General features: G+C 73.1%; 17 protein-coding genes. 3 read left to right on the top strand and 14 right to left on the bottom strand.

Going from position 1 to position 16499, the window contains the following annotated elements; all coding sequences use genetic code 11:
- The first annotated feature begins 53 nt into the window (after window positions 1-53).
- On the top strand, window positions 54-632 hold the full coding sequence (locus RAN62_RS04880; protein WP_305783242.1) for a TetR/AcrR family transcriptional regulator: 579 nt from the start codon (window positions 54-56) through the stop codon (window positions 630-632).
- A gap of 95 nt (window positions 633-727) precedes the next feature.
- Here RAN62_RS04880 and RAN62_RS04875 read toward each other — a convergent pair whose 3' ends face one another.
- The 11 genes from RAN62_RS04875 to clsA all read right to left on the bottom strand — a co-directional run bounded on the left by RAN62_RS04875 (window position 728) and on the right by clsA (window position 9584).
- Window positions 728-2272 carry a PP2C family protein-serine/threonine phosphatase gene (locus tag RAN62_RS04875; protein WP_305783241.1) on the bottom strand — a complete coding sequence of 515 codons (1545 nt, stop codon included), beginning with the start codon at window positions 2270-2272 and terminating at the stop codon, window positions 728-730.
- Between the two features lie 73 nt (window positions 2273-2345).
- On the bottom strand, window positions 2346-2957 hold the full coding sequence (locus RAN62_RS04870; RefSeq protein ID WP_305783240.1) for a class I SAM-dependent methyltransferase: 612 nt from the start codon (window positions 2955-2957) through the stop codon (window positions 2346-2348).
- An 83-nt stretch (window positions 2958-3040) separates the two neighbouring features.
- Window positions 3041-3589: a MerR family transcriptional regulator gene (locus RAN62_RS04865; RefSeq protein ID WP_305783239.1), complete on the bottom strand. Its 549-nt coding sequence runs from the start codon at window positions 3587-3589 to the stop codon at window positions 3041-3043.
- A gap of 318 nt (window positions 3590-3907) precedes the next feature.
- Entirely contained in the window at window positions 3908-4372 is a 465-nt protein-coding gene (locus RAN62_RS04860) for a bifunctional nuclease family protein (protein ID WP_305783238.1), read from the bottom strand.
- 355 nt (window positions 4373-4727) lie between these two features.
- Window positions 4728-5411, bottom strand: a complete 684-nt coding sequence (ftsR, locus tag RAN62_RS04855) for a transcriptional regulator FtsR (RefSeq protein ID WP_305783237.1) — start codon at window positions 5409-5411, stop codon at window positions 4728-4730.
- Window positions 5412-5473: 62 nt separating this feature from the next.
- Window positions 5474-5926, bottom strand: coding sequence for an oxoglutarate dehydrogenase inhibitor Odhl (gene odhI / locus RAN62_RS04850; protein ID WP_015622093.1), 453 nt, complete (start codon window positions 5924-5926; stop codon window positions 5474-5476).
- A gap of 225 nt (window positions 5927-6151) precedes the next feature.
- Complete coding sequence (gene gcvH, locus RAN62_RS04845) at window positions 6152-6532, bottom strand: glycine cleavage system protein GcvH (RefSeq protein WP_305783236.1); 381 nt, start codon at window positions 6530-6532, stop codon at window positions 6152-6154.
- A gap of 28 nt (window positions 6533-6560) precedes the next feature.
- Window positions 6561-7556 (bottom strand): DUF881 domain-containing protein, encoded by a 996-nt coding sequence (locus RAN62_RS04840; protein WP_305783235.1) that lies wholly within the window; start codon window positions 7554-7556, stop codon window positions 6561-6563.
- Window positions 7557-7558: 2 nt separating this feature from the next.
- A complete protein-coding gene (locus RAN62_RS04835; protein ID WP_305783234.1) occupies window positions 7559-7891 on the bottom strand; it encodes a small basic family protein in 333 nt (110 codons plus the stop codon).
- Window positions 7888-8985, bottom strand: coding sequence for a DUF881 domain-containing protein (locus RAN62_RS04830; protein ID WP_305783233.1), 1098 nt, complete (start codon window positions 8983-8985; stop codon window positions 7888-7890). The genes RAN62_RS04835 and RAN62_RS04830 overlap by 4 nt, the downstream gene beginning before the upstream one ends.
- On the bottom strand, window positions 8982-9584 hold the full coding sequence (clsA, locus tag RAN62_RS04825; RefSeq protein WP_305783232.1) for a cardiolipin synthase ClsA: 603 nt from the start codon (window positions 9582-9584) through the stop codon (window positions 8982-8984). The genes RAN62_RS04830 and clsA overlap by 4 nt, the downstream gene beginning before the upstream one ends.
- 540 nt (window positions 9585-10124) lie before the next feature.
- Here clsA and RAN62_RS04820 point away from each other — a divergent pair.
- Window positions 10125-10457, top strand: coding sequence for a YnfA family protein (locus RAN62_RS04820; RefSeq protein WP_305783231.1), 333 nt, complete (start codon window positions 10125-10127; stop codon window positions 10455-10457).
- Window positions 10458-10775: 318 nt separating this feature from the next.
- On the opposite strand, the gene RAN62_RS04815 is transcribed toward RAN62_RS04820, so the two are convergent.
- Together RAN62_RS04815 and RAN62_RS04810 are read right to left on the bottom strand one after the other, a co-directional pair.
- Window positions 10776-12887, bottom strand: a complete 2112-nt coding sequence (locus tag RAN62_RS04815) for a vWA domain-containing protein (RefSeq protein WP_305783230.1) — start codon at window positions 12885-12887, stop codon at window positions 10776-10778.
- Between the two features lie 2 nt (window positions 12888-12889).
- On the bottom strand, window positions 12890-14311 hold the full coding sequence (locus RAN62_RS04810; protein ID WP_305783229.1) for a sigma 54-interacting transcriptional regulator: 1422 nt from the start codon (window positions 14309-14311) through the stop codon (window positions 12890-12892).
- Window positions 14312-14462: 151 nt separating this feature from the next.
- Between RAN62_RS04810 and RAN62_RS04805 the strand changes: the two genes are divergently transcribed.
- Window positions 14463-15293 (top strand): PhzF family phenazine biosynthesis protein, encoded by an 831-nt coding sequence (locus RAN62_RS04805; RefSeq protein ID WP_305783701.1) that lies wholly within the window; start codon window positions 14463-14465, stop codon window positions 15291-15293.
- Window positions 15294-15309: 16 nt separating this feature from the next.
- Here the strand turns inward: RAN62_RS04805 and RAN62_RS04800 are convergent, their stop codons facing one another.
- Window positions 15310-16479, bottom strand: a complete 1170-nt coding sequence (locus tag RAN62_RS04800) for an FAD-dependent monooxygenase (RefSeq protein WP_305783228.1) — start codon at window positions 16477-16479, stop codon at window positions 15310-15312.
- Between the last annotated feature and the right edge of the window lie 20 nt (window positions 16480-16499).

Raw genomic sequence — 16499 nt, 5'->3', positions numbered from 1 at the left:
TAGCTCGCTTATCTGACATGTGTCAGATAGATCGGACGACTAGGATTCCGGGCATGGACCCGCGCTACCGACGTTCGCGGGTGGCCCTCCGTCACGCTGTCTACCGGCTTGCCGAGCAGCGGCCGATCACCGAGGTCACCGTCACCGAGCTGTGCCGGGAGGCGGGCGTCACGCGAGACACGTTCTACCGGCACGCGGGCGCGCCACTGGACCTCCTGGCCGACGTCCTGCGCGAGGATCTGGAGGCGATCGCCGGCGACCATCCGGATCTGAGCGGCGGCTTCGGGGCGGGCGCCGGGATGCGCGCCGGGGTGCGGGCGCTGTGTGAGCATGTCGCCGGGCACGCGGGCGTCTATCGCAACGCCGCCCGGCCGCATCTGCTCGGCCCGCTACGCGACGTCCTCGAGACTGTCGTGCGCCGGTCGCTGGAGGCGCACGCGGACGCTCACCCCGAGATTCTGCCGCCCGAGGCCCGCGCTCCGGAGGACGTCCGCGTGCTGGCCGCCTACGCTGCCGCCGGAACGGTCGGCGCGCTCGAGGTGTGGCTGGAGTTGGATCCGCTCTCCGTGCAGCGAGGTGAGCGGCTCATCGTCGCCGGCTCGCCCGCCTTCTGGCACGGCCCGCCGGCGTGAGCCCGCCCTCCGGCACGGCCCGCCGGCGTGAGCCCGCCGCACCGCCCCTGGCATCAAGCCCGCACTCGCGGACCAAGCCCGGGAAAGTCATGGGGTCATTCCGGCCGCAGCCGGACGACGGCGAGCGCGACGTCGTCCTCGGTGCCCACGGCGAAGTGCTCCAGGATGTGGTCGCAGAGCTGCTCGGCGGTCCGGTCCGACCGGCCGTCGAGGTGGGCGAGCAGGTCACGGTAGCCGTCGTCGAGCGAGCCGGTCCGCCGCTCGATCAGCCCGTCGGTGTAGAGGACCAGCGCGGCCCCCGGGTCCAGCTGGACGCTGTGGTCCGTACGGGCGACGGCCGTGCCTGTGCCGAGCAGGGTCTCGCCCTTGGTCAGCAGCAGCCGGGCGCTCCCGTCCGGGGCGACGAGGGCGGGCGCGAGGTGCCCGGCGTTGGACCAGCGGACCAGGTGGCTGCCCTCGGTCGTCACGTCGATGTCGGCGACGACGGCCGTGGCGAACTGCCGCACCCCGAAACCGGCCATCGCCTCGTCCAGCGCGGTCAGGATCTCCGAGGGCGGACGCACCACCGTGTACGAGATGCCGCGCAGCAGGTTGCGGATCTGGCTCATCGCGGCGGCGGCGCGCCGGTCGTGCCCGGTGACGTCGCCGATGACCACGGCGAGGCGGCCGTCGGGCAGCAGGAACGAGTCGTACCAGTCGCCGCCGATCTCCGCGCCCTCAGCCGCCGGCCGGTAGCGGACCGCGACCTCCAAGTGGTCGGGCTGGGCCGGCGGTTCCAGCAGACTGCGCTGCAGCGCCTCGGCCAGCTCGCGCTGCAGGGTCGCGGCGTGCCGCTCCGCCTCCAGCGCCCGCGCGCGGGTGAGGCCCTGCGCCAGGGCGGTGCCGATGAGCCGGACGAAGCCCAGGTACGCCTCGTCGACCGGCAGGTGCGGGCTCAGCCGGCCGACCAGCACCGCGTCCGCGCCGGCGAGCCGCACCCGGGCCTCGGTGCCCTCGGGCGTCCGCTCGAGCACCACGTCCCGTCCGGGAACGCCAGGCGGCGCCGGCCGGATGCCCACGGCGGTCAGGTCGTCGGAGCACAGCACCGGCAACGCGTGCTCCAGCAGCCCGGCCACGTCCGCGACCCCGGCCAGGCTGTCGTTGAGCCGGCCGAGCAACGCCAGCCGCCGATGCGCCACGACCGGGGTGGTGGTCTCCCAGACGATGTCGATGACGCCCTCGACCGTGCCGTCCACCCCGCGCACCGGCGAGTAGGAGAAGGTGAAGAACGTCTCCTCCGCGAACCCCCGGCGCTCCAGAAGCAGCCGCAGATCCTCGAAGAACATGCTGCCGCCGGTGCGGTACACCGCCTCGAGCATCGGGCCGATGGTGTCCCAGATCTCCGGGAAGACCGCCGCGCACGGCCGGCCGAGGGCCGCCGGATGCTTGTCGCCGAGGATCGGGGCGTAGGCCTCGTTGTAGAGCAGCACCTGCTCCGGCCCCCACAGCAGGGTCGACGGCGTGCGGGTGCCGAGCACCAGATCCAGGGCGCCGCGCAGGGCGGGACTCCAGGTGTGCGGTTCGCCCACGGCCGTCGCGGCCCAGTCGACCCGCCGGTACGCGTCCAGCAGCGAGCCGGCGGCGGCGAACGGTTCGGTCACCCGCCGAATCTAACCCCCGCCGATCATCGCCGCCCGGCCGCTCTCACCTCCGGCTGGCCTCGTCCGGCCGGTCTCACTCCCGGCGTACGAGTCGCAGCGTGCTGTCCGTCCGGTGCGCGGGCGTGCCGTCGGGGCCCTGCTGGATGCGGTCGTGCTCCTCGCTGACCGCCAGCTCCCACTCGCCCGGCGCGAGCGCGAGCTCCGCCACCAGCTCGCCGGGCGACAGGAAGCGCACCTCACCGTGCTCGGGCTGCGGGTGCGGCCCGTGGCTCTGGTGGCTCTCGATCAGCAGCACCCCGCCCGGCGCCACGGCCCCGGCCGCCCGGCGCAGGATCGCCGTGCGCGGAAAGTCGCCGTAGTCGTGCAGGAACTGCGCGCTGACCAGGTCGAACTGTCCCTCCGGGAAGGTGCGCGAGAGGTCGTGGCGCTGCAGGTCGACCTTGACGCCGGCCTCCTCGGCGTGCCGGGCGGCCCGGTCGAGCGCGATCGGCGAGATGTCGGCGCCGGTGACGGTCCAGCCCTGACGGGCCAGCCACACGGCGTCCGCCCCCTCACCACAGCCCAGGTCGAGCGCGGTCCCCGGGGTCAGGCCGGCGACCTGACCCACGAGTGCCTTGTTCGGCGCCCCGCTCCAGATGCGCTCCGACGCGGCGTACTTGTCGTCCCAGAAACCCTGTCTGTCCATGCCTCCCAGCATGGTCCCGCGGGCCGCCGGACCGGGAACGTCTTTGCCAAGTTGGCAAAGACGGGCACGGCGGGGGCGATCGGTCAGCCGGCGCGGCGGCGGGCCCGGCGGGCGGCGAGCTCGTCCCCGGCCGCCGGCTCGACGGGCAGGCCGACCGGCTGGGGGACGGCGGGCTCGGCGGGCAGGTGCGACAGGGAGCCCTGGATCTCCTTGAACGCGCCGCCGATGGCGATGCCGAAGACGCCCTGGCCGCCCTGGAGCAGATCGACGACCTCCTCGGGCGACCGGCACTCGTACACCGTCGTGCCGTCGGAGATCAGCGTGATCCCGGCCAGGTCCTCGACCCCGCGCGAGCGCAGCGTCTCGATGGCCTTGCGGATGTTCTGCAGCGACACGCCCGCGTCGAGCAGTCGCTTGACCACCTTGAGCACCACCAGGTCCCGGAACGAGTAGAGCCGCTGGGTCCCCGACCCGGACGCGTCCCGGATGCTGGGCACGACGAGCGTCGTCCGCGCCCAGTAGTCGAGCTGGCGGTAACTGATGCCGACCGCCTGGCACGCGGTGACCCCGCGATACCCGACCTCGCCGTTCTCCCCGACGAGAGGACCCTCCTGAGGATCTGAGTCGTGCACGCGACTACCTCCCCGCTGCGCGGTGCCGCTTCACCTTGACCCGACGAGCCTATAACTCAGCGTGCCCGCGCACCGGGAGGTAATGCCGCGACACGCCGCATACGGACGACAGCCGCCACGCCGGGGACCGCCTCGGATCAGCGCACCACCCCCACGAGCACGCCCGGCACCAACGGCCCTGTCACGGCTGACCGCTTCTGCCGCCTGCCGCTCCTTACCGGAACGACCGGCTTCGACCCGTCCGGGCCGGGTCCCAAGAGAACACGAACGCCCGCCGCGCAACGGCGGCGGGCGTTCGGATGCTTCTCGGCCGGCGGGTCAGCCGGCGAAATCCTCGGGGCGGACCTGGTCGAGGAACTCGCGGAACTTCTCGACCTCGTCCTCCTGCTCGTCCGGGATGACGATGCCCGCCTCGGTCAGCACCTCGTCCGCGCAGCGGATCGGGGCGCCCACGCGCAGCGCCAGGGCGATCGAGTCGCTCGGGCGCGCGGAGACGCGGACGCCGTCGCCGATCAGCAGATCGGCGTAGAAGACGTTGTCCTTCAGCTCGGTGATCTCCACCGCCTCCAGCGGCGCCTTGAGCGCCGTCAGGATGTCCCGCAGCAGGTCGTGGGTGAGCGGCCGGGCCGGCTTGACCCCCTGCTGCTCGTAGGCGATGGCGGTCGCTTCCACCGCACCGATCCAGATCGGCAGGTATCTGTCGCCGTCGACCTCCCTGAGCAGGACGATCGGCTGGTTGCTGGGCAGCTCCACCCGAACTCCGACCACGCTCAGCTCGCGCACCGCCCGCCTCCGTGTCGCACGTCGTCGCTGTCCCGGCAGAACAGCATGTGGCCCCGTCGATCACCGCGAACGACGATCTTCAGGCTGTTTCCCGCCCTATCCTGCACGGTACACGGGTGGCCCGGTACGAGCGCCACACGTGTGCCGTGTCCGTTCCTGCCGGGCTTACCCCCTCGCGGCGGCGCCAACCACCGGATCGGGCCTGGTCAGTGCCACTTTGCCCGAGGCCCCCCGGCGCCGGCTGCGGCGCGCGTCACTCCCCCGGGCCCCGGCCGCGCAGTTCAGCGCTCGGCGTAACCGCCCGGACGAGACGACAAAGGCCCGGCAGAACCGGGCCTGACGAGGGACGACGAGCTCAGCGGCCGAGGGTGTCCCGCAACCCCGCCCGCACCAGCGCCGCGTGCAACCGCTGCGACAACGTCTGCAGCTCACGCGCCGTCTCCGCCGCCCGCGCCCGCGCCGCCGGGTCCTGCTGGCGCACCAGCGGGGCCAGCAGCTGTGTGAAGAGCCCCAGCTCCCGGTCGGCCCCGGTGCGGAACGCCCGCAGGTGGCGCACCTCCAGGCCGTGCCGGGCCAGGCCCACGACGGCCTCGACGATGACCACCGCGTCGCCGTCGTACCAGCCCGGAGGCCGGGAGGTCACCAGGCCGATCTGCTCCAGCTCAGCGAGCAGCTTGTCCTCGACGCCTGTGCGCTCGACCAGGTCGGCGCGCGACACCCGCGCGTCCACCGGGTCCGCGGCGGCCACGTCGGCGTCGGAACCCACCGCCACCAGCGACGGCCGCTGCCGCACCAGCGGCTCGTCGCCCCGCTCCAGCGCCTCCAGCTGCTCGCGGATCACGCGCAGCGGAAGGTACTGATCGCGCTGCGCGGTGAGCACGAAGCGCAGGCGGGCGACGTCGTTCCACGAGTACTTCCGGTAGCCGGAGGCGGTGCGCTGGGGATCGACGAGCCCCTCCGCCTCCAGGAACCGGAGCTTCGAGATGGTCGTGTCGGGGAACTCCGTGCGCAGCTGAGCGAGGACCTCCCCGATGCTCATCAGCGCAGCGTCACGACCCGGGCGAGCCGCGCCCGGGTCGTGTGCCGCCGCCCCCGCCGGGTTCACGCCTGGCCGCCCTCGCCCTCCGGCCGGGGGCCGGCGATGAAGACGAGACGGAACTTGCCGATCTGCACCTCGTCACCGTTGCTCAGGGTGGCCGACTCGACCCGCTCCCGGTTGACATAGGTGCCGTTGAGCGAGCCGACGTCGCGCACCGTGAAGGTGCCGCCGTCGCGGTGGAACTCGGCGTGCCGGCGCGAGACCGTCACGTCGTCGAGGAAGATGTCGCTGTCGGGGTGCCGGCCGCTGGTGGTCACGTCATGGTCCAGCAGGAACCGGGCGCCCGCGTTCGGGCCGCGACGCACGACCAGCAGCGCCATGCCGGGCGGCAGCGAGCCGGACATCCGGCTCGGGACCACGTCGGTCTCCGGCCCCTCGAGCACCTCGTCGAGCGCTCCGAGGTTCAGCGTGGACGTGACGTCGAGCGGGGGGAACTCGTCGTCTGGGCGCGTCATGGACCACCTCACGGATCATTTCGGTCGCCGCCCGACGACGCAGGGTGAGCGACGACCGGACCTCAACGGACCCGAACCCCGCAGCGCCCCCGCCGCCGCTGCCCGGAGGCCCGGACGCACGACTATCGGTTTCGAAGTAACAACATTCGTACTGGTGCTCCGCGAGCCTAGTCAGCACCGAAATACCGGGCAACCGGACACACGGGAGAAGCGGAAGGCTGTCGATCAGCCTTCGGTCAGCGCCTGGTAGGCCGCGGCGTCCAGCAGCGCCGCGACGGCCGCCGGGTCGTCCGGGGCGATCTCGACGAGCCAGCCGGCCGCGTAGGGCTCGGCGTTGATCAGCTCCGGCTCGTCGGCGAGCGAGCCGTTGCGCGCCACCACCGTGCCGGACACCGGCGCGTAGATCTCCGAGACGCTCTTGGTCGACTCGATCTCGCCGAACTGCTCGCCGGCCTGGACCGTGGCGCCCTCCTCGGGCAGCTCCACGTAGACGATGTCGCCGAGCGCGTCCTGCGCGAAATGGGTGATGCCCACGCGCACGGGACCGGTGCCGTCGCCGGACACCCATTCGTGCTCGGCCGTGTACCGAAGATCCTCGGGAATCACTCGTTCCTCCGTCGACAAGCGCGCCCGCTCAGGAGACCGGACGCGCATATTGCAAGCTGGCAGCCTGACGCACCGCGGTCACCTCGACCGTGGCGCGCTGCTCCATGGTCACGTTACCGCCGGCCTGGCTCACCGACGCCACCACCCCACCGGGGATGCGCAGCGCCGTCTCCATGGTGCCGGCCACCCCGATCACCGACAGCGTGTACGGCCCGGTCAATTGCTGACCGTCCGCGATGATGTCGCCACCGGCCGCATCGACGAAGTAGGACGAAGCGACCACCCGGACCGCCACCCCGTTGTCGCCCACCAGCTGCATCACCTCGCCGCCGGCCCCGCGCAACTCCTGCACCGCATTGAGCACGGCCGACGCCTTGACCGCCTGGGTGTCCGGAGCGATCTTGATCACCAGCCCGGGGCCGCGCGCGGGGACCGTACCGGACAGAAGGCCGAGCTCGTCGGCGCGCTTGCCGGCCTCCGCGATGGCCTCCTCCCGCCCGCCGACGTCCGAGGTCAGCTGCCGGCGGCTGTCGTCCAGCGCGGCGATCTCCTGCTGCAGGCGCTGGTCGCGCGCCTCGAGGTCGGACAGGATCCGGACCAGGTCGTCCTGCCGCATCGACGCCAGCTGCGAGTCGTCGTCGTTGCTGCGCAGCTGCACCACCAGCGTGAAGCCGAACAACGCCAGCAACAACCCGATCAGCAACCCCGCCGACGACAACTTGCGCGCCCGGCCCGGCTCGGCCTCCGCGGCCGGTTCCGCTTGCTTCTCCGGTACGGTCTCCGCCTGCTCCGGTTCCGCTTCCTTCTCCGGTACGGTCTCCGCCTGCTCCGGTTCCGCTTCCTTCTCCGGTACGGCCTTCGCCCGCGCCGGCTCCGCTTCGGCCGGCGGGTCGCTCTCGTCCGTCGGCGCGGCGGGCTCGCGTTTCGGCGCGGGCTCTTCGGCCGGCGCGTCCCGAAGCGGGTTGCGCATCGGCACCGTCTCCTCCTCGTCCGGGGAGACCGGGGGCGGGGTGTCGTTCGTCATGACTACGCCCGGAAGAGGTGGCGCCGGATGGCCGCCACGTTGCCGAAGATGCGGACGCCGAGCACCACCACGACGCCGGTGGACAGCTGCGTGCCGACACCGAGCTGGTCGCCCAGATAGACGATCAGCCCGGCCACCACCACGTTGGCGATGAACGACACGACGAACTGCTTGTCGTCGAAGATGCCGTCCAGCTTCGCCCGGACCCCGCCGAACACGGCGTCGAGCGCCGCCACCACCGCGATCGGCAGGTACGGCTCGAGCGCCGGCGGGACGCTGGGATGGAACACGATGCCGAGGACGACCCCGGCGATCAGGGCGACTACGGGAATCATCTGCCGCCTTCCGACGGTGAGGGGGACACGGCGGGCGACGCTCCGCCCGTGGGGGTCGCATTTTCCGGTACGCCGCCCGGGGACCCGGCGGCGGTGCTGCTGCTCATGACATCAGGGCGGTCGGCGGCGCTGCTGCCCGTGGCACCGGGGCGGTCGGCGGCATCGCTGCTGCCCGTGGCACCGGGACTGTCGCCGGCCGCGGCGTCGCTGCTGCTCCCGGCGCCGGGACTGTCGCCGGCCGCGGGCGTGGCCTGGCGCAGGATCGGCTCGGTGGCCGCCTGCAGGGTCACCTCACCGATCTCCGCGACGTCGTAGGACATCCCGTATCGGCTCTTGAGCGCCCGGAAGAACTGCCCGGCCGCCCCGTCGTCGAAATCGCCGGCCAGGTCGCCGGGACCGATCGCGATCACCTGGTACGGGGTGCTGACCGGATGGAAGTCGACAAGGATCGCCTCGCCGGCCTGCCGGATCGTGGACGTGGCGGTGAGCCGCTGACCGTTGATCGCGATCGCCTCGGCACCCGCCGCCCACAGACCGTTCGCCGCTCGTTGCAGGTCGGTGTCGCGTACCCGGGAATCAGTGCTGCGCTCCCCGGTCGCCGGATCGATCGGCGTCGGGCCGTCACCGACCGTCACCCGGGTGCCCTCACCGCGTACGGGAGCAAGCCCGGTCTCCGCCTCCAGCAGCCGCAGCCGGGCGACGGCCGCACCACCCAGCTGCCGTTCCCGCAGGTCCGCCACTTCGGTGCGCAACTTCTCCGCCTGGTCCTGCAGCTGCGACATCGTCATCCGGCGCTGCTGCACCTGGTCGATGAGCGTCTCGCGCGCCTTCGCCCGGGCCGGCTCGTCGGCGACCGTCTGCTGATAGGCCAGCACGAGCAGGAAACCCAGCGCCGCCAGGGTCACCGCGGTGACGCCGCGCAGCGCCTTCCTCCGCGAGCCGGTGGGGCCTTCGCCCCGGGCCTTGCGCGCCGCGGCCTCCGCATAGCCGGGGTCGAGCGGATTACGGAACAGCTCGGTGAGAAAGTCGGGGGTGAAGGTCCGCTTGGGTTCCTGCGGGGCACTCCCCGCGCTGCTGCCGGCGGGCACGGTCATTGCGCGACGGCCCTGCGGTCAGCGCGCAGCAGGGCGCTCGTCTGCGCCAGATAGAGGACGGCCGCCGCCCAGTAGAGGCCGAGCGCCCACCACGCCAGCCCCCACCCGATCGGCAGCATCCACGAGTCGATCGACGGCACGGCCTCGGCCAGCAGCATCACCGGGAAGGCCGCCAGCAGCACGAACGTGCCGGTCTTGCCGACGTAGTGCACCGGCGGCGGCCCGTAGCCGTGGCGGCGCAGAATCAGCAGGGCCACGGCGAGCACGGCCTCCCGCAGCAGCAGCGCCGCGGTCAGCCACCACGGCACGACCTCGCGCAGCGTGAACCCGACGAGCGTGGCCAGGATGTAGAGCCGGTCCGCGAACGGGTCGAGCAGCTCCCCGAGCCGGCTGACCGAGTTCATGCGGCGGGCGACGTAGCCGTCCACCCAGTCGGTCGTCCCGCCGAGCGCCAGCACGATGACGGCGGCGACGTCATGGTGCGGCCCGAGCAGGAGATAGAGGAAGAGCGGCACGCCCAGCAGGCGCACGAAGCTGATGACATTGGGAATGGTCCAGATCCGGTTGGCGACCTGCACCGGCGCAGCGTGCTGCGTCACGGCGTCCCCTCTCCCCCACAGCCGGCCCGGGGGCTCGCACCGCCGCGCGGCCGCCCTCCCCCCTGGAAGACGGACCGGGGCGCACACCGGGCCGGTCACTCGCCGGGCCACTATATCCAGCCGCATCCCCGCCACCGCGCCCCCGTGCCGCGCCGTTCCCCCCTTGTTACCCACAGCACACCTTCGTGGCCGGCCTCGCCGCCGTGGACGGTCACGGCTCGCAGCCATCCGCGCCCTCGTCCCCGCGGTCCGGTCGCTGTTCCGGCGCATCTACGGCCTCGTCAACCCCGTTCCGTCGTCGCTCGGGCGCATGTCCGGCTTGGTCAGCGCGCTCCGATCACTGCGCCGTCAATGGGGCCCGCCGCTGGTCGGAGTATGCGTGGCTTCGTCGGCGCCCGCGTAGGCGTTGACGCCCCGGAACAAGGCCCGCATCGGGTCGAGAGCCTTGGTGACCAGGCGGCCGTGAGCTGGATCTTGCGGCGACGGCCGCAGTCACACGGTCTTGGGCATCCTAGGAGGATAGGTTGATAGGGTGCGGGGGTGCTCGTCCTGCGCTCCATCCTGCTGTTCCTGCTGGCCGCCATCGCCGAGATCGGCGGTGCGTGGCTCGTCTGGCAGGGCGTCCGCGAGCACCGCGGCTGGGCCTGGATCGGCGCGGGCGTCATCGCCCTCGGCCTGTACGGCTTCGTGGCCACCCTCCAACCGGACGCCGCCTTCGGCCGCATCCTCGCCGCCTACGGCGGAGTCTTCGTGGCCGGCTCGCTGGCCTGGGGCATGGTGGCCGACGGCTACCGCCCCGACCGATGGGACATCGCCGGCGTCCTCCTGTGCCTCGCCGGTGTCGGCCTGATCATGTACGCCCCCCGCGGCTAGCGCCCCCGCTCCGCGCACAGTGCCGGCCGCTTTTGGCAATGCCGGCGCCGGTCTCTGATGGCCCTGAAACGGCGAGGCGCCGCGCCCCTCGGCAGGGCGCGGCGCCTCGATCGTCGGATGCCGATCCTGCACCGGTCACCGGTCACCGGACGCTGCACCGGTCACCGAACGCCGACGCTGCGCCGGTCACCGGACGCTGGAGCCGACCGGACGCGGACGCTGCGCCGGTCACCGACGCTGCGCCGGTCACCGGATGCTGGTGCCGGGCGACGATGCCGGGTCATCGGCACCGCTGCCCGTCGCCGGAGCCGGCGCCCGTCAGCGCTTGCCGCGGCGGCTCCGCACGTAGTCGTCCACGACGTAGCGGCCCAGCTCCTCGGCCTCGGGGCTGAACACCCGGCCCCCGCTGCGCCGGGCCACGGCGTCGACGAACCGGCGCAGGCCCGGGTCCTCGCCCAGCATGAACAGGTTGAGCGTCGCCCCGTACCGGGTCAGCTGATCGACCTCGCGCACGGTCGCCTCCACCGTCTCCGGCAGCGTCGGCCAGTTGAACCAGGCCGTGCCGTCGTCCTCGAGATGCGCGGTCGGCTCGCCGTCGGTGACCACGAGGACGACCGGCTCGGCGCCCGGGTGGCGGCGCAGGTGCCGGCCGGCCAGCTTGAGCGCGTGCTGGAGGTTGGTGCCCTTGACCATGTCCGGCTCGATGGCCGCCAGCTCGCCCTGGCTGAGCGGCATGGCGTACTTGTTGAAGCCGATGATCTGCAGCGAGTCCTGCGGGAACTGCGTGGCCACCAGGTGCGACAGCGCGAGCGCCGTCTGCTTCATCGGGCCCCAGCGCTCGTCGGCGAACATCGAGTAGGACAGGTCGACGCACAGCGCGACGACCGCCGACGCGCGCCGCTCGGTCTCGGCGACCTCGAAGTCCTCCGGCAGCAGCCGCACCGGAAGTGTCCCGGCGCCTCCCCCAGCGCCGCCTCCTAGCGCACCGCCACTTCCCCGGGCGCCGCCGCTCCGGGCACCGCTGCTTCCCCCGCCGCCGCCGCTCCGGGCACCGCCGCTTCCCCCGCCGCCGCCGCTCCGGGCACCGCCGCTTCCCCCGGCGCCGCCGTTGCCCGAGGCGCCGCGGCGGACCGCGTTGCCGATCGTGCGGACGACGTCGAGCGGCTGCTCGTCGCCGAACTGCCAGCGCCGCGACGAGCCGATCAGGTCGCCGGCCGCCCCGGCGTCCCGGAGGTCGTGCTCGCCGCGCTGCTTGCCGGTGAGGTCCTTGAAGATCTGGGCCAGCGCCGTGCGGCCCAGCCGGCGCAACGCCTTCGGCGACAGCGTCAGCCCGTCGCCGTCGCGGGTGACCCAGCCCTGCCGGCGCAGCTCGCGCTCCAGCTCCCGCAGCCGCCGCACGTCGTCGGCCGCACCGCGCCCGAGCTGCCGCTCGATCGCCTCGACGTCGACGTCGTCCAGGGTCGCCCCGGGCCGCTCGTCGTCGAGCTGGTCGAGCAGGTCGTCGAGCTCGGCGAGGTCCTCGAGGGCGGCGGTGGCGTCGCCGTAGCCGAGGTCCTGCTGCCCGCGCATCCGCTCGCCCCGGCCCCAGTTGAGCTGGGGTCGCAGCGCGCGCAGGTTGTCGGTCAGCTCGCCCAGCTGACCGCGCAGCGGGCCGTCGCCGAGTGCCTGGTCCATCAGCCGGGACAGCTCCTCCTGCTGCTGCGGGCTCAGCGACCGCATCAGCCGCTCGGCCGCCGCGGCCCGCCGGGCCAGGGAGTCGATGAGCTCCTCGACGTTCTCGGGCTTCTCCGGGAAGAACTCGCCGTGCTTCTCCATGAACTGCTGGAAGGCGTCGCCGGTGTCCTCGCCGCGGGCGTGCTTGCCCAGCAGGTCGTTGAGGTCGCCCAGCATCTCGGACAGCCGCTGGTCGGTGGCCAGGTCGCCGTTCTGCAGGGCGTCGCGCATGCCGGCGAAGCGCTGCTCCACGACCTCGCGGCGCAGCCCGTCGAGGATCTGCTCGTACGTCCGGCGGGCCTCGGCGCTCTGCCAGTCGTAGTCGCGCAGCTCCTCGATGGCCCGGGACGTCGAGCGCGGCAGGTTGTCGAGCACCGCCTCGTTGAACCGGGCGTCCATGTCGTCGCGGCCGCGCAGCTCGTCGCGCTCGGCGGCGAGGGCCTGGTCGAGCTGCTGCCGGGCCCGGGTCACGGCGCCGTCCAGGTTGCCCCGCCGCAGGGCCTCCCGGCGCAGCCGCTGGGCCCGTGAGCGCAGATCGTCCAGGCCACGACCCTCGCGAGGACCCTGCCGCAGCAGGTCACGCAGCGCGTCCCGCAGGTTGTCGCCCGCGAGGACCCGCTCGCCGACCTCGTCCACGGCGGCCCGCACGTCGTACGGGGGCGCGAGCGGGTCGGGCCCGTCGCGCCAGGCCCCGTACCGGAAGCGGTTTCCTGCCATGATCAGCTCCCGTAGAGGGTGCGGCCGTCGTCGGTCAGCTCCTTGGCCAGCCGGCGGGTGAGGTGCAGGCCCTCGAGGACGAACTCGACGCCGGCGGCGGCCTGGCCCGGGCTGGGGGCGTCGCCGAGGCCGAGCCGGTCGAGCACCTTGGCCAGGCCGGGCACGGTGCCGAGCTGGCCGAGCAGCTCCTCGGCCGAGGTCAGGTCACTGGTCTCGATGATCGCGCCCTCGGCGACGAGGTCGGTGAAGCCGGACAGGTCGAGGCCGCCCAGCCGGGCCCGGAACGTCTCGGCGGTGGCCACCCGCAGCAGGTGGGACAGCACCTCGACCTCGCGCCCCTCCTCGCCGCTGTCGAACTCGACCTTGCCGCGCAGCGTGCTCGTCACCGAGGTGGTGTCGCCGATGCGGGCGACGGCCTCGCGCTCGTTGCGCAGCCCGGCGCGGCGCAGCGCGGACGCGGCGACCGTCTCTGCGGCCGCGATCGCGAACCGGGCCGAGATGCCGGAGCGCTGGTCGACGGCCGGCGACTCGCGGACCGCCCGGGTGTAGCGGGCGATGACCTCGATGAGGTGGTCGGGCACGGCGGCCGCCAGCGCCGCCTCCTGCCGGATCAGGCCCTCTTCCAGCTCGACCTCGAGCGGGTAGTGCGTACGGATCTCGGCGCTGAAGCGGTCCTTGAGCGGGGTGATGATGCGCCCGCGGTTGGTGTAGTCCTCGGGGTTGGCCGAGGCGACGAGCAGCAGGTCGAGCGGCAGCCGCAGCTGGTAGCCGCGGACCTGGATGTCGCGCTCCTCGAGCACGTTGAGCAGCGACACCTGGATGCGCTCGGCGAGGTCGGGCAGCTCGTTGACGGCGAAGATGCCGCGGTTGGTGCGCGGCACGAGCCCGAAGTGAATCGTCTCCGGGTCGCCGAGCGCGCGGCCCTCGGCCACCTTGATCGGGTCGACGTCGCCGATGAGGTCGCCGACGCTGGTGTCCGGCGTCGCCAGCTTCTCGCCGTAACGCTCCGAACGGTGCAGCCACGACACCGGGAGCAGGTCGCCGGCCTCCTCGGCCAGCCGCCGGGTCGCGGGGGTCAGCGGCTGGTAGGGGTGCTCGCGCAGCTCGGACCCGGTGATGAACGGGGTCCACTCGTCGAGCAGGTCGATCAGGCCCCGGATGAGCCGCGTCTTGCCCTGGCCGCGCTCGCCGAGCAGGACCATGTCGTGGCCGGCGAGCAGCGCGCGCTCGACCTCGGGCAGAACGGTGTCGTCGTACCCGACGATGCCGGGGAACCGCGGAGCGCCGCGGCGCAGGCGGTCGAGCAGGTTGTCGCGCAGCTCCTCCTTGACGGTGCGGAACTCGTGCCCGGAGGCACGGAGCTCACCGAGGGTGCGCGGTAGGTCGGCAGGTGGGGTCGGGACAAGTGGGGAAGCCTGTGTCACGCCGGGAACGCTACTCCGCGCCCCACCCCATCGACCAAGCCTCTTTGGTACCCAATTCAGCGATCTTGCACCCTCCAAGGAGGGGGGCCATGGCTACCGAAGAGGGTGGTCGCGCCGGCAGCGGCCGGGCAAGCTGATCGCCATGACCGACATCGACATCCAGCGGTACGCCGCCTTCAGCGCTGTTCCCACCGGTGGCAACCCGGCCGGCGTCGTGCTCGACGCGGCTCGCCTGAGCGACGCGGAGATGCTCGCGATCGCGGCGGACGTGGGCTATTCCGAGACCGCATTCCTCACCGAGCAGCGGGGGCACCGGTCGTTCCGCGTGCGTTACTTCAGTCCCCTGGCCGAGGTGCCGTTCTGCGGGCACGCCACGGTCGCCACGGCCGTCGCGCTGGCCGAGTGGGAGGGCGCGGGGCGCTTCGACCTCGTCACCAACGCCGGGCCGGTTCCCGTGGACGTGGACGATGCCGGCCGGGCCACCCTGACCAGCGTCGCCGCCACGGTGTCCGAGCTGCCCGGCGACGATCTCGAGGCGCTGCTGACCGCGCTCGGCTGGGCCGCCGGCGACCTCGATCCGGCGCTGCCGCCCCGGGTCGCGTACGCGGGGGCTCGTCATCCGGTCCTCGCCGCGGCCACCCGGCAGCGGCTCGCGAAGCTGGACTACGACGTGCCCGCCCTGAAAAGGCTGATGGAGGCGCGCGGCTGGACCACCGTGCAGCTCGTGCACCGGACCGGACCGCTCGCCTTCGACGTGCGCGATCCGTTCCCGGTGGGCGGCGTTTATGAGGACCCGGCCACCGGCGCCGCGGCGGCCGCCTTCGGCGGTTATCTGCGGGCGCTCGGGCTCGTGCCCGCCGATGCCGTGGTCGAGCTGGTGCAGGGCGCGGACATGGGCCGGCCCGGGCACCTGACCGTGACGCTGACCCCGGGCGAGGCGGGCGTTCGCGTGTCGGGGACGGCGGTGCCCATGACGGCGTGATGCCCCCGGCGGGCGGTCAGTGGCCACGAGAGGCGCCCACGTGCGCGATGACCGGGGTGAGGAAGGGGCTCTGGACGAAGCGCATCACTCCGGCGACGGCCTTGATGCCGAGGGCGCTCTTCGGGGCGTAGGAGCGGACGCGCCCGGGGATGAGCTTCGCCGCCGCCGTCGTCGCGGGGCGCATGGCGTGCTCGAAGCGGGCGAGGGCGGTGGCCAGGTCCCGGTGGCCGGCGGTGAGCTCGGCGGCGAGGGCTTCGGCGCCCTGGAGGGCGAGGGCAGTGCCCAGGCCGCTCAGGGGGCTGACGCACCACGCGCTGTCGCCGAGGAGGACCACGCGGCCGCGGTGCCAGGTGTCCATGCGGATCTGGTCGAAGGTGTCGAGGGCGAAGTCGGTGGCGTCCGGCAGGGCCGCCAGCAGCTCCGGCGTGCGCCAGCCGACGCCGGCGAAGGTCGTGCGCAGCAGGGCGAAGCGGTCCTCGCGGTCGAGGCCACGTGGCGCGGACGGCATCGGGAAGCTGAAGCCGATCTCCTGGGTGCCGGGGTGTCCGGGCCGGGCCCCGACGAGCCGGGAGCCGGGAGCGTTGTGAACGAGGGACCAGCCGTCGAGGGAGGGAGTGTCCGGGTGTTCGGCGAGGGTGAACCACGCGTGGCCGAGCCCGAGGGCGTGGCGATAGCCGTCCTCGGGACCGAAGACGAGCGAGCGGGTGCGGGAGTGGGCGCCGTCCGCACCGACGACGAGGTCGAAGCGCTCGGCCGGGTGGCCGCGGAAGCTGACGGTCACATGGTCGTCCGCGGGGTCGATCGCCTCGACGGTGTCGGACCAGCGGTAGGTGATGCGGTCGCTGCCGGCCGCGTGGAGGATGCGGGCCAGGTCGGTGCGCAGCAGCTCCTCCGAGGACACGAAGCCGGCACCGCCGAAGGCCTCGACCGGCATCGCGGCCAGGCGGCGGCCGGAGGCGTCGACCCAGGCGATGCCGCGCTGGTCGACAAGGGCGGCGCGGCAGGCGTCGAGCACGCCCAGCCGGTCGAGGACTCCGGTGGAGGCGCCGCGCAGGTCGACCGTCTGACCTCCCGTGCGCAGATCCGGGGCGTTCTCGACGACCGTCACCTCCCATCCGGCGCGATCGAGGCTGACGGCGAGGGTGTCACCGGCGATGCCGGCTCCGACGACGAGGACACGAGGCATGACGACCGTCCCAACTAATG

This window comes from Symbioplanes lichenis (assembly GCF_030709675.1).
Lineage (GTDB): Bacteria > Actinomycetota > Actinomycetes > Mycobacteriales > Micromonosporaceae > Actinoplanes > Actinoplanes lichenis.
The sequence above is the reverse complement of the archived record's forward strand: the minus strand, read 5'-3'. Positions and strand labels throughout refer to the sequence as shown.

Excerpts from the sequence above, each read along its gene's own strand:
- RAN62_RS04880 (WP_305783242.1), top strand. The coding sequence starts at position 54 with ATGGACCCGCGCTACCGACGTTCGCGGGTGGCCCTCCGTCACGCTGTC.
- RAN62_RS04870 (WP_305783240.1), bottom strand. The coding sequence starts at position 2,957 with ATGGACAGACAGGGTTTCTGGGACGACAAGTACGCCGCGTCGGAGCGC.
- ftsR (WP_305783237.1), bottom strand. The coding sequence starts at position 5,411 with ATGAGCATCGGGGAGGTCCTCGCTCAGCTGCGCACGGAGTTCCCCGAC.
- odhI (WP_015622093.1), bottom strand. The coding sequence starts at position 5,926 with ATGACGCGCCCAGACGACGAGTTCCCCCCGCTCGACGTCACGTCCACG.
- RAN62_RS04840 (WP_305783235.1), bottom strand. The coding sequence starts at position 7,556 with ATGACGAACGACACCCCGCCCCCGGTCTCCCCGGACGAGGAGGAGACG.
- RAN62_RS04835 (WP_305783234.1), bottom strand. The coding sequence starts at position 7,891 with ATGATTCCCGTAGTCGCCCTGATCGCCGGGGTCGTCCTCGGCATCGTG.
- RAN62_RS04830 (WP_305783233.1), bottom strand. The coding sequence starts at position 8,985 with ATGACCGTGCCCGCCGGCAGCAGCGCGGGGAGTGCCCCGCAGGAACCC.
- RAN62_RS04815 (WP_305783230.1), bottom strand. The coding sequence starts at position 12,887 with ATGGCAGGAAACCGCTTCCGGTACGGGGCCTGGCGCGACGGGCCCGAC.
- RAN62_RS04800 (WP_305783228.1), bottom strand. The coding sequence starts at position 16,479 with ATGCCTCGTGTCCTCGTCGTCGGAGCCGGCATCGCCGGTGACACCCTC.